This is a genomic window from Pyrococcus sp. (assembly GCF_030153625.1).
In the GTDB taxonomy this organism is placed as follows: Archaea; Methanobacteriota_B; Thermococci; order Thermococcales; family Thermococcaceae; genus Pyrococcus; species Pyrococcus furiosus.
The window spans coordinates 1-12,176 of sequence record NZ_JASKLM010000050.1 but is presented as its reverse complement, the minus strand read 5'-3'; the positions used below and the strand labels follow the sequence as shown (position 1 = coordinate 12,176).

Here is a 12,176-nt window from a genome sequence, read left to right as displayed (position 1 = left end):
TGACCATAAATTTCGCTCGTTGAGGCAAAGATAAATCTCGCATTATTCTTTTTAGCCAATTCAAGCATATTCCTAGTTCCAAGGGTGTTTGCATCTATTATCTCTAGAGGATAGTGCTCGAATTCAAAAGGTGATGCCCTTGAGGCGAAATGAAAGATAAAATCAAGTTTTTCTCTGATTTCCAAGGGTTTCGAAACATCGTGCTCTATAAATACAAAATTCTCCTCACTTGTTAGATGAGAGATGTTTTCCCAACGACCACTGGCAAAGTTATCAACACAATAAACCTTTGCTCCCAACTCGATTAACACATCACAAAGCCAAGATCCCAAAAAACCAGCACCACCTGTAACCAGAGCAGTCTTACCCTCAAAATTAGCACTATCTAATGCTCTTACAATTTCTCTTACATCTGACTTTATCGGGTCCATCATATTCTTTCCCCCACTAACGATTTGATAAGTTCTCTTAGCTTTTCACTAAGTTCTTCATCTTCTAATCCTAATTCAATATTTGCCCGTAGCCAATCAAAAATGTTACCAATGTCATAACGCCTGCCCTTAAACACATAGCCGTAAATTTTCTTCCCATTCTGAACCATTAACTCTAGAGCATCTGTGAGCTGTATTTCTCCCTTTTTATCAGGCTTTACCTCCTCCAAATACTCAAAGATTTCGGGGGTTAAAATGTACCTTCCTAAAATGGCCAAATTTGATGGAGCTTCGTGAATTTCTGGCTTTTCAACTAGCTTGTTTATCTCAAATATTCTTTCATTAATATATCTCCCTATCCCAACAACTCCATAGAGAGAAATTTTCTCCTCTTGAACTTCTTCCACAGCGATTACCGGGGCCTTTAATTCTTCATAGGATTCTATTATTCCAGCAGTACAAGAAGGGAGTGTAATAGTATCCCCCAAGAGGAGAGCAAAGGGTTCATCGCCAACGAAAGCCTCTGCATATTTGATAGCATCCCCCAATCCCCTTTGTACTCTCTGTCTAGCATAGTAGATATTTATATCATCGAGGATTTTATCCAATTTGTCAAGATGTGGATTTTTCACTTCATGCTCATATCTATCGAAATGATCTTCGATTGCCCTCTTATGTTTTCCCGTTATTATCAAAACTTCTCGTATCCCAGCCTCATAAGCTTCTTCGAGAACATATTGGATAGTTGGCTTTCTCACAACAGGGAGCATTTCTTTTGGTTGTGCTTTAGTCAGTGGTAACATTCTTGTTCCAAGGCCTGCTGCTGGAATTACCGCTTTTCTCACTTTCACCAGCACACCCCCTCGTAAATTCTCGCTGTTTTCTCGGCAGCTCTAATTCTCCTACCGTCAATAACAATTTTCCCAGAGTAATCTACCTTCTCAAATTCATTCCACTCTGTAACTATCAAAATAACATCAGATTTTTCAAGAACTTCTTCAGGCGAGTTAGCGTATTCTATCTTTTCCCCAACATCCGGATAAAAGCGCTTGAAATTCTCCATGGCTTTTGGATCGTAAGCTATAATGTGAGCTCCTTTTTCCAGAAGTTTTCTGACTATAATATAAGCCCTAGTCTCTCTCACGTCATCAGTGTTTGGCTTGAATGCTAATCCTAACACTCCGACAGTTTTTCCCTTAAGGTCTGGAACATGCTTCTTTAGCAATTCAATAAGCTTGAGAGGTTGCCTCTCATTGACCTCAACAACTGCCTTTAGGATTATTGGGTCCTCTCCCAGTTCTTCCGCCTTCCTAATTAAGGCTCTGACATCTTTTGGAAAGCATGAGCCACCCCAGCCAATTCCAGTCCTGAAGAAGTAGGGGCTTATCCTATGATCTAGGCCAACTCCTTCAAAAACTTTCCAAGAATCTATTCCGAGTTTTTTACAAATATTCCCAATCTCGTTTGCAAAGCTTATCTTTGTTGCTAGGAAAGCGTTTGAGGCGTACTTTATCATTTCAGCAGTCTTAATGTCCACAATTAACTTTGGTGCATTAATGGGAGCATAAAGCTCTTCGAGGACTTTCTTAGTCCTCTCATCTTGAACACCAATGACTATTCTATCCGGGTTGAGGAAGTCCTTCAATGCAGTACCTTCTCTCAAAAACTCTGGATTCATTGCAAGGCCAAAGTCTTGGATTGCCTTCTTACCAGAATACTTTTCAAGGATTGGTCTTACAACTTCCTCGGTAGTTCCTGGGAGGACAGTGCTCTTAACTACGACAACATGATAATCTTCCTTTTCTCTTAGTGCCTTTCCAATAGCTCTGCTGGCTTCTTTAACGTATGTAAGGTCAATCGAACCGTCTTCTCTTGAGGGAGTTCCAACGGCTATGAACGTAATGTCAGAATTGAGAATTGCATCTCTATAATCGTTAGTAGCGTAATATTTACCTCTAAATTCTTGCATTAATTCTTCCAAACCCTCCTCATAAATTGGAGGTTGAGCATTATTAATCATTTGGATCTTCCTCTCATCAACATCAACGAAGATAACGCTATTCCCAAGCTTGACAAAACCTATCCCTGTGACAAGCCCAACATAACCAGAGCCAACAACCGAAACTCTCATCAAACCACCTCAGAACACTTGATAACTTTCTTGCTTAAAAGTATTTTTTACAGAGAAAATCGAAAAGAGAACTGCAAGCCCTTGTGTGCACACTGTTGCTATGGCTGCTCCTTCAGCACCATAGTTTAGAATCAGAACATAATTAAGTAGAACATTTAATAAAGCCGTTAAACCTGTTATTTTAGTAAATACTAATTCATTCCCGGTTGCATTTAAAAAGCTCCCAAAAAGAGAACTTAAAAACATAAAAGGTACTGCAAAAGCAAGAATTCTAAGTACTGGAACACTTGTAAGAAACTTTTTGCCAAATATAATAAGAATTCCCAAACGAGCAAAAATATAATATCCTGCCAAAGCTAAAACTCCCAATCCTGCAAGCATCTGTATACTCCTTTTCAGGAGAGTATTTAGGGTTCTTCTATCTTCTTTCCATAACCTGGCCATTGAAGGCATCGTTGTAGAGACAACAATATTCGGCACAAATAGAGAGACCTCAATTAAAGTATAGGCCACTCTATAGATTCCAGTTTCATAATCTCCCTTCATCAAGCTAAGCATTACCATATCAGTACGATAGTAAATCATAGTAAAGATACCAATTAGCCAAAATGGATAACTCTTTTTCAAAAGAAAAATCCACATTTTTGGCCTAAAGTATATCTTAACGTTTTTAATGAAATTACTCCCCCATTTTACTCTAAGGGATTCTCTTATCGTATAACCAACAAGAAGAGCAATTATAAAGGGCGACAAAGACTTATAAAGGTAAAGAACAGCTCCCCCAACAAAAAATGCCCAAACTCTTTCAATCGTTCTCGCTATGGCTTCGTACTTCGTGACCTCGTGGGCATACATAAGATTTACAAACACATAGGAAACCCACATAAGAACAGCTTCAGCTCCAACTAATAATATCAGGACTTTCATCCATATAGGCTTTGGAAGGAAAACCGTTAAAACAGCTATAACACCAAAATTAACCAAAGCAAGAACAATTTTAAGACCCAAAATATCTGGCAAAAGTTCTTCAGCTTTATTCCTATCCCTAGCAACCTCCCTCATGAAATAATAGCTCACCCCAAAGTCGGAAAATATGCTAAGAAGCCCAACATAGTAGAAGATAAAAGAGTACTGCCCTAATCCTTCAGGACCAAGAGTTCTACTCAAGATAACTATTACACCATAAGCTAATAACTTTGAAATAACATCAGCACTAAAAAGCCAAGCTGCATTCTTAATAAGTTTAAGCTTTAAACTCTCAGTCATGACAACTACCTAATGAGGAGGAGAGATTAAAAACTTAATGCAAGGCTAATCAAGCTCAATAAGTTTAGCTAAGTGCTCCAGAAACTAACTCTTAATGTTCTGACAGCTCACAAGAAAAGCTGATTATCAAGATTTTGCCTAATATAAAAATCTTCTGTCTAACCTTGGAATGACACTAAAGTTTATATATTCGTAATACAATACCGTAATCAAGGTGATATGGATGGAAGTCGTTAGCTTTAGAATTCCCAGGGAACTTAAGAAGGAAATGAAAAAAATTGACATAAATTGGAGCGAAGAAGTCAGAAAATTCATTGAAGAAAAAGTAAAAGAGTACAAAAGGAAGAAAGCCTTAGAGGAAATCGATGCTATGTTGGCAAATTTACCAAAAGCTGAAAAGGGAACTGCAAGAAAATACGTGAGGGAGGATCGTGATAGTAATTGACGCATCCTCCATCGCCAAATACATCCTAAGGGAAGAAAATTGGGAGAAAGTAAGAAAATACCTACTAGACAAACCATACTCTCTAACACTAGCTTTAGCTGAAGTGTCAAATGCCATCTGGAAACATTACGTGCTGTACAAAGCTATATCAATTGAGGAAGCTAAGTTAATGTATGAAGCATTAAAGAGGCTTGAAGAGGACGTTATAACTTTTGAACCTCTTGAAAATTATCTTTGGGATGCTATGAACATAGCCATCAGCTGGGGAATTCCAATTTATGATGCCCTCTATTTGGCTCAAGCAAAAAAGTATGGCAAGCTTTTAACAAGCGACAAAGAGCAATGGAAGATTGCAAAAAAGCTTGGAATTAAAGTGGAATACGTGGAGTAATAGTAAGATCTCCAAACCCAAATGCAAAGATATTTAAAAATCCACGCTTTTAGGTTAAAGGTGGTGATAATATGAGAATGCTTCTAATTCACAGCGACTATATCGAGTACGAAGTCAAGGACAAGGCCATTAAAAACCCAGAACCGATAAGTGAGGAGGAAAAGAAAGGAAGAATGGACGAAGTTCTCGTCGCATTCATAAGCGTCGAGAAAGTTGATGAAAAGAATCCAGATGAGGTTGTTGAGAAGGCAATCAACGAGATAATAGAGGTTGCAAAGCAGGTAAAAGCTGAGAACCTCTTCGTTTATCCCTTCGCCCACTTAAGCAGTGAGCTTGCAAAGCCCTCAGTTGCTCAGGAAGTCCTTAGAAGAATATACGAAGGACTTAAAGAGAGGGGTTACAACGTTGGAAAGGCACCGTTCGGCTACTATAAGGCCTTCAGGATAAGTTGTAAGGGACACCCATTGGCAGAGCTGAGCAGAACAATAGTCCCAGAAGAGGCAAAGGTGGAGGAAGTTCCAGAGGCCCTCAAGAAAGAAGAAACCGAGTTGGTAAGCTATTGGTACATCTTAACCCCCGAGGGAGAGTTAGTGGAGGTTGATAAATTCGACTTCACGGGCCATGAAAACCTAAGGAAGTTCGCCAACTATGAGATAGCTAAGAGTAGGATTGCTGATAAGGAGCCTCCACATGTTAGATTAATGCTTGAGCATGAGCTCGTTGATTATGAACCTGGGAGTGACCCAGGGAACCTTCGCTATTATCCAAAGGGCAGGCTAATCAAATCACTCCTCGAGCAGTACGTAACTGAGAAGGTTATCGAGTACGGTGCCATGGAAGTTGAGACTCCTATTATGTACGACTTCGAGCACCCGGCATTGGAGAAGTATTTGAACAGATTCCCAGCGAGACAGTACGTAGTGCTGAGCGGGGATAAGAGGTACTTCCTAAGGTTTGCGGCCTGCTTTGGTCAGTTTATGATAAGTAAGGATGCAACTATAAGCTATAGGAACTTGCCGCTAAGGATGTATGAACTCACCCGCTACTCTTTCAGGAGAGAGAAGAGAGGAGAACTCTCAGGTCTGAGAAGGCTTAGGGCCTTTACAATGCCTGATATGCATACATTAGCCAAAGACATAGAGCAGGCGAAGGATGAGTTCAAGAAGCAGTTCAAGCTGAGCATGGAGGTTCTTGAGGGTGTTGGGTTAACCCCAGATGACTATGAAGTGGCCATAAGATTTACGGAGGACTTCTGGAACGAGCACAGGGACTTCATAATTGAGCTTGTTAAGCTAATAGGAAAGCCCGTACTTATTGAGATGTGGAAGCAGAGGTTCTTCTACTTCATACTCAAGTTCGAGTTCAACTTCATCGATAACCTCGACAAAGCGGCAGCATTAAGCACAGTTCAAATTGACGTTGAGAACGCTGAAAGGTTTGGAATTACCTACTATGACGAGAACGGAGAAGAGAAGTATCCACTAATTCTCCACTGCTCTCCAAGTGGTGCAATTGAGAGGGTAATGTACGCTATTCTCGAAAAGCAGGCTAAGCTGATGCAGGAAGGAAAGAAGCCTATGTTCCCACTTTGGCTCAGCCCAATTCAAGTAAGAGTTATCCCAGTGAGCAAAGAATACTTGGACTATGCACTGTACGTTGCTGGAAAGATAGAAGGGGCAAGAATAAGGGTTGATGTGGACGATGAAGACGAAAGGCTGAGCAAGAAGATCAGGAGGGCGGAGAAGGAGTGGATACCCTACATAGTGGTTGTGGGAGAGAAGGAGAAAGAGACTGGAACGATAACAGTAAGGAGGAGAGAGGACGGCAAACAATACGAGACAAGGATTGAGGAGCTCATAAAGGAGATAAAGCAGAAGACGGAGGGCTTCCCCTACAAGCCAAGGCCCTTACCTCTCTTACTCAGCCAGAGGCCAAAGTTCAGGGGCTGACCTCTTCCCATCATTATTGGAACCATTGAAAGTCCAGTTAGGGTTAAGCCGAGCACGAAGTCCGTGGTGGCACTGAAGGAGTTAACTATGTATCCGCTAGTAAAGCTTCCAACTATTGCGCCCGTTGAGGATATGAAGTTGTAAGAACCCATCACTGCTCCTTTCTTCTTTTCTGGAGCTCTTTCAGTTATTATCGCGGAGGATGATACGCTTATCATTGACCAGCTGTATCCCAGGGTTAGGTATCCTAATATTGCAAGGGCTATAAATGAGTACCCGGAGAGCATTGTGGAAATCAATAGTAGGAGCATTCCAACAATTCTAACTTCAAGGCCCAGGAGGTAAGTTGTTATCCCCTTAAACAGCTCTCCAACTTTTTTGTAGGTTAATGCTGAAATCGTTGAGCTGGCTATGCTTAGTCCATAGAGAACCTCCCCATCAAATCCTTTCTCCCTCACTACCATTGGATATTGAGTTAGGATCAGCATTGAGCCTATCCACATTATTAGGGTGGAAGCAGAGAGGGCTTTAATTACCTCATCTTCAATCCTGGGAATGGATATTCTCCTGGGAGAGAACATGAAGAGTGACAGCTGAGGCCTTCCATTAATGTACACTGGAACCTCTCTAATCCTCTTCATCGCTGAAACTACAGAGATTGCTCCTATCAAACCCAGGATTATTGGGATAAACTTTAGAGGGGTTAAGGTGAGTAGGAGTAGGCCTAAGATCAATCCAGCGACCCAGGCCCAGCCGCCGATCTCGTTGAACCTCCCAGTGGCCTTGCCTATCTCGCTCTTCCTAAACTCCCTGGCAATCAACGCGGCAGGGAGAGGAATCGTTGCTGCGAGGAAGAATGTGTAGAGGGCATTCACAACTATCAACTCCTTAATGGAAGAGGACAATCCCAATGCAAGGATGAAGAGCGACGCTCCAATTAGCCCAAGGATTAAGAACACTTTTCTCCTCTTGAACCTGTCGCTTAGGGCTCCCCATAGTAAACCCCCGATCATTGAGGACAAGCTTCCGGTTCCCGAGAGGTAGCTCAAATCTAGAGGGGTTGCATTAACCTCCAATGCCAAAGTTGGAATTAGGGGAGTTATTCCCCCCGTGGCTATCTTAAATGGTATGAAGGAGTAAAACCAGGAGCCTCTAAGCCTGGGATATGTTTCTTTCTTTACCCTCTTCTTGCTTTGGACCATTAAATCCCTTCTCTTCGTGTTTTTCATCGCTTTCATCGAGGGTGGTGAAAGAAGGCATGGAGTTTATAAACTCTTCGAAAGGGGTTTATAAGTCTCATTTACTTATAAACTCCCAAAGAAGTGGAAAAAGACATTAGAGGGTTTCAAAGAGCTTCTTGAGGTTCCTCTTGAATGGTGGCCAAACTACACCTCTATCTGTTATTATTCCTGTCAGATACTTGTGGGGGGTAACGTCGAAAGCTGGGTTATACACTGGAACATCTGGGGCAATTCTGCACCCTCCACAAGTCAACACCTCCTCTGGTGATCTCTCCTCAATTGGAATCTCCTTCCCGCTACTCAAGCTCATGTCAATGCTTGAAAGCGGAGCTACGGTAAAGAAGGGTATCCCGTGCTCCTTGGCCAACACTGCTAGCATGTAAGTACCTATTTTATTTGCGAAGTCTCCATTGGCAACTATCCTGTCTGCACCAACTATTATTGCATCAACCTTTCCTTGCTGCATCACGAAGGCTGCAGCATTATCAGCTATCAACTTAACATTTAGCCCATCGTAACTATACTCCCAGGCGGAGAGTCTGGCCCCTTGAAGGACTGGCCTAGTTTCGTCGAGCCATAAAAGCTTTAGTGTTCCCTCCTTGTGCATGACCCTAACCACAGCCCCAACGGTTCCCAGGTGAACCGTTGCTAAGCTACCAGCGTTGCAGTGGGTTAGTATGTTTCCCTCTGGGAGGACTTCAGCTCCGTAGTGGCCCATTCTCAAATTTGCCTCCACGTCCTCATCCGCAATCTTCTGTGCCTCCTCGACTATCAACCTCTTAATCTCATCCAAACTGTCCTCCCTATGCTCCTCGACTAACTTCTTTATCCTGTTAAGGGCCCAGAATAGATTTACGGCCGTCGGCCTTGTGTTCTTTAGAGTTTCATATGCTCTATAAAACCCATCGAAGAACTCATCTTTGGTCTTTGCTTTTGATGTTTCGGCATATAAAGCCAAGCCAAAGGCTGCAGCAGCTCCAATTGCTGGGGCCCCTCTCACCGTCATGTTCTTAATTGCCTCAGCAACGGCCTCAACCGTTGTGAATTCCTCAACCTTGAATTCCCTGGGAAGGAGCCTCTGGTTTATCATGTAGACCTTTCCTTCCCTATACTCAACGCTCCTTGGAAGTTTTGTCAGCTCTTCAGGCCTGTACTTTATCTCCATGATACCACCGATTAAGCTTCGCGGGGAATCTTTAAATCACTTTGTGACATCGACAATCGTCGAGTCCAATTTTAACAAATGTTAATAGAAATCCTTTTATACTTGGAAGTAGTACATATTATTGGGGGTGAAAAGATGGTGGTTATAAAGAAGAACCCCGAAGTATTCCTAAGGGATCTCAAAAAGCACTATGACGTTGTTGTAAAGATGCCCTCAAGCGAGTACCTCAAGAAGCCAAACTTCGTGGTCGTTGATCCCAAGAGCGGAAAGAAGGTCAAGGTCAGCTTCATTTACCTCGACGATGGCGAGTTCGCTGGCGTAGTTTACGACGATTCTAGCTGATTGTCATTTTTTCAAATTTTCTACCAAAATACTTTTATATGTCCAATTTTGATTTGGAGAAGGTGGTTCAAATGATGAGGAGGGATGGAGAAACCGAACGTTGAGTTGCTTGAAGCCGTTCTAGTTGAAGGCCTCTATTGGGCCTATCTGGGAAGACCAAAAGAAGTTATGCCTTTTCTGAAGGGGAAGTTAAAAGCGCTTGTAAACGGCTCCTCTGAGTTTCTAGAGGATGTTCTCAACGAGCTAGAGAAGTTCTACGAGGAGGTAAGCAGAAAAGACAGTATTGGAGATAGGGAGTTCAGAAAACTAAAGATTTACAGAGAGTTGATTTTAAATGCTCTTGGCTTTTGAGCATTTAGTATTTTCTCTATTCCTTTCTTATGCCCCAACCCAACTACCGCAACAACCTTCACTTTCTTCTTTTTTTCGAGCAGGGAATCCACTATTCTCATTAAGTTAATTGCCATATAGAGGTTTCTCTCCTCAACCAAGACTTTATACATGTGTGGAAACCTTTCCCTGAACTCCTTTATCAAATATAAATAATCCAACTCTTTCGGCTTTCCTGGGAGCAGACTTACCAAAATTTCAATCCCAAATCTAAGCTTTTCTATTGGTGGAGAAGAAAGCATTCCAGTCAAAGTTTCGTTCACTGGCTTATCTATCAGATAAACTGGAATTCCCAGGGTGGCTGCGGCTTTATAAGCTTCAATCATTTCCTCCCCTGGAGACTCTCCCAAGCTCCTTCCAAAGAACATTTCGAGCTCTTGGAGTATGAAGCCAAAGAGCCCTATCTTACCAAGCTTTAATGCTTGGGAAAAAGTCAACCTTTCCCTCCTAAGTAATGCCAATAACCTAGGATAATCTAACTCCAAGGCGACTGCATCAGGTTTTTCCCTAATTATAGTCTCCCTAACTTCTCTCACGCTTTCAGGAGAGACATGAACTGTTCCAATGACTTTAACGTACCTTAAATATGACATTACCCTTACCCCTCACAAAAATCCTATCGAAGTCTCTGGGGATGTAAGCTTCAGGGCATAACCCCTTAGCTGCAACAGCGTACTCTTGGTAAGAATACCTTGGAGCCCTATGGAACAATGCTAAGTAACTAGCCTTGGAGGCTTTGAATATCTCGCATGCTTCCTCGATAATTGTATGATAGCTATCCTTCCTGTGTTCCTTCGATATGTAAGTTGCCTCATGTATTAGTAAATCTGCCCTCTTCGAGAACTCCACTATATCATCAACGGGCTCAGTGTCTCCAGTGTAGACAATCTTAGCCCCTCTCTTTTTTGGTCCTGTAACTTCGCTCAGCCTTATCACCTTTTCTCCAATTTTTATTATCTTCCTATTTTCAAGTTCCTTCATCCAAGGTCCAGGGGTTAAGCCGAGGGATTGGATTTTTTCAAGATCAAAATTGCCCCTCCGGTCTTTTTCCTTAAACACGTATCCTAACGCAGGAATTCCATGAGAGACTTCAAAAGCCCAAATTTCGTAATTTTCAAACTGAAGTCTAGCCTTTCCAGTTATCTCGTGGACAACAACATCAAATCCAGGAGCAAAGTAACCGCTCTTCAGGAAATTGGAGATGAATTCAACGCTATTTTCTGGGCCGTAGATATGGAGGGGTTCCTTCCTATCCCACAAGTTCATCGTTTGAATTATTGCTGCCAACCCCAAATAGTGGTCTCCATGGAAGTGGGTAATGAAAATTCTCTTTATCCTCATCGGATTAAGCCTTGCTATTTCCATCTGCCTAAGGGTCCCTTCCCCAGCATCGAAGAGAATTATCTCACTCCCTATCCTAATCGCTATTGAGGGAACATTTCTCTCGGGAGTGGGCTTTATCCCTCCAGTTCCCAAGAAAACTACCTCAACCATTAGAACTCCCTTAGAAGCTTTCCAAGAGGTAAGCTTTCCCTAACGTCTATCTCCCTCAGAGCATACCAAAGCGTTGCTTGGTTGCTTGTCACAACTGGAATTCCCAAGTCCTTCTCAAGCTTCTCAATGATTTCAAAAGTTCTCAAGTTTGTGCAACTTATGAATACTCCATCAGCTTCCTCCATGAACATTGATTTAGCGAGCATGTAGGGAACATGAGGGCTTAATCTCCCAATCTCTAAGTTTTCCTCTATTCCCAATCCCCTTATATCTAAAACTGTGAAACCGTTTTCCTCCAGAAATTCCTTCTCTCTTTGATTTATTTCATCGATGTACGGAGTTACAACAATTAAAGACTGAATGTCGAGGATGTTCAGAGCTTCCAAAACAGCCGTACTTGTTGTGAATGTTTCAACTTTCACTTCCTCTTCTATCTTCATTTCGAGCTCCTTTTCGAAGTCCTTTCCTCCAATAAAAGAACCACTCGTGCAACCAAAGGCTATAACCTCAACTCCAGCATCTGCAAGAAGCTTAGCCGCTTCAATTGAATAACCAACCATCTTTGTTAGCTCTTCCTCATTGACCTTCTTTAGTGGAATTCTTGAGGTGTGAAGAGAGACTCCCTCAGGTAAATATGAATGCAACTCCATCTCCATTGTAGTGTTTGATGATGGGACTAAAAGTCCAATTCTTCCCCTCCACCCAAACATCGGAACACCTGTTCTTGGTTGTCCAGAGCGTATATTAAGTTTGTTATTTAACAAGATAATTATGTAATTGCATAATTATTTAATTATTTTGGCAAAATTTTTATTGTTTTTCCCTTTAGGGAGGACACTGTCAGGATAAGCAGTGGGACGTTAGGTTTAAGTTTCTGATACCTCTTCAGAAAAGGGGAGAGAAATGAGGACTGAAACCATTATTTACTTAC

At 41.9% G+C, this 12,176-nt stretch carries 14 protein-coding genes; 5 read left to right on the top strand and 9 right to left on the bottom strand.

The window, feature by feature from the left end:
- The 4 genes from PWP39_RS08285 to PWP39_RS08270 form a co-directional block, all read right to left on the bottom strand.
- Positions 1–434: SDR family NAD(P)-dependent oxidoreductase (locus PWP39_RS08285; protein ID WP_288073444.1), on the bottom strand; the 434-nt coding region annotated here is incomplete at its 3' end.
- Positions 431–1,282 (bottom strand): UTP--glucose-1-phosphate uridylyltransferase, encoded by an 852-nt coding sequence (locus tag PWP39_RS08280; protein WP_011012502.1) that lies wholly within the window; start codon positions 1,280–1,282, stop codon positions 431–433. The genes PWP39_RS08280 and PWP39_RS08285, both read right to left, overlap by 4 nt.
- Complete coding sequence (locus tag PWP39_RS08275; RefSeq protein WP_011012501.1) at positions 1,279–2,562, bottom strand: UDP-glucose dehydrogenase family protein; 1,284 nt, start codon at positions 2,560–2,562, stop codon at positions 1,279–1,281. Before PWP39_RS08275 ends, PWP39_RS08280 begins: the two co-directional genes overlap by 4 nt.
- 9 nt (positions 2,563–2,571) lie before the next feature.
- Positions 2,572–3,828 (bottom strand): flippase, encoded by a 1,257-nt coding sequence (locus tag PWP39_RS08270; protein WP_288073443.1) that lies wholly within the window; start codon positions 3,826–3,828, stop codon positions 2,572–2,574.
- Between the two features lie 223 nt (positions 3,829–4,051).
- On the opposite strand from PWP39_RS08270, the gene vapB reads away from it, so the two are divergent.
- The 3 genes from vapB to PWP39_RS08255 all read left to right on the top strand — a co-directional run bounded on the left by vapB (position 4,052) and on the right by PWP39_RS08255 (position 6,613).
- A complete protein-coding gene (gene vapB, locus PWP39_RS08265) occupies positions 4,052–4,273 on the top strand; it encodes a type II toxin-antitoxin system VapB family antitoxin (protein ID WP_011012499.1) in 222 nt (73 codons plus the stop codon).
- Positions 4,260–4,664: a type II toxin-antitoxin system VapC family toxin gene (locus PWP39_RS08260; RefSeq protein WP_011012498.1), complete on the top strand. Its 405-nt coding sequence runs from the start codon at positions 4,260–4,262 to the stop codon at positions 4,662–4,664. The genes vapB and PWP39_RS08260 overlap by 14 nt, the downstream gene beginning before the upstream one ends.
- A gap of 71 nt (positions 4,665–4,735) precedes the next feature.
- Complete coding sequence (locus PWP39_RS08255) at positions 4,736–6,613, top strand: threonine--tRNA ligase (RefSeq protein WP_288073442.1); 1,878 nt, start codon at positions 4,736–4,738, stop codon at positions 6,611–6,613.
- On the opposite strand, the gene PWP39_RS08250 is transcribed toward PWP39_RS08255, so the two are convergent.
- Positions 6,556–7,851: an MFS transporter gene (locus PWP39_RS08250; protein WP_223208977.1), complete on the bottom strand. Its 1,296-nt coding sequence runs from the start codon at positions 7,849–7,851 to the stop codon at positions 6,556–6,558. The two genes, PWP39_RS08255 and PWP39_RS08250, sit on opposite strands and share 58 nt — an antisense overlap.
- Positions 7,852–7,948: 97 nt before the next feature.
- Entirely contained in the window at positions 7,949–9,019 is a 1,071-nt protein-coding gene (gene mtnA, locus PWP39_RS08245) for an S-methyl-5-thioribose-1-phosphate isomerase (protein ID WP_011012495.1), read from the bottom strand.
- 135 nt (positions 9,020–9,154) lie between these two features.
- Between mtnA and PWP39_RS08240 the strand changes: the two genes are divergently transcribed.
- Together PWP39_RS08240 and PWP39_RS08235 are read left to right on the top strand one after the other, a co-directional pair.
- Complete coding sequence (locus tag PWP39_RS08240) at positions 9,155–9,361, top strand: RNA chaperone (RefSeq protein WP_011012494.1); 207 nt, start codon at positions 9,155–9,157, stop codon at positions 9,359–9,361.
- Positions 9,362–9,445: 84 nt separating this feature from the next.
- Positions 9,446–9,712 carry a hypothetical protein gene (locus tag PWP39_RS08235; protein WP_288073441.1) on the top strand — a complete coding sequence of 89 codons (267 nt, stop codon included), beginning with the start codon at positions 9,446–9,448 and terminating at the stop codon, positions 9,710–9,712.
- On the opposite strand, the gene PWP39_RS08230 is transcribed toward PWP39_RS08235, so the two are convergent.
- From PWP39_RS08230 to PWP39_RS08220, 3 genes are read right to left on the bottom strand one after another with little or no spacing between them, the layout of a single operon-like run.
- A complete protein-coding gene (locus PWP39_RS08230) occupies positions 9,676–10,344 on the bottom strand; it encodes a TraB domain-containing protein (RefSeq protein ID WP_288073440.1) in 669 nt (222 codons plus the stop codon). The two genes, PWP39_RS08235 and PWP39_RS08230, sit on opposite strands and share 37 nt — an antisense overlap.
- Entirely contained in the window at positions 10,322–11,245 is a 924-nt protein-coding gene (locus PWP39_RS08225) for a ribonuclease Z (protein WP_288073439.1), read from the bottom strand. The genes PWP39_RS08230 and PWP39_RS08225 overlap by 23 nt, the downstream gene beginning before the upstream one ends.
- Entirely contained in the window at positions 11,245–11,955 is a 711-nt protein-coding gene (locus PWP39_RS08220; protein WP_288073438.1) for a maleate cis-trans isomerase family protein, read from the bottom strand. Before PWP39_RS08220 ends, PWP39_RS08225 begins: the two co-directional genes overlap by 1 nt.
- Positions 11,956–12,176 lie beyond the last annotated feature (221 nt).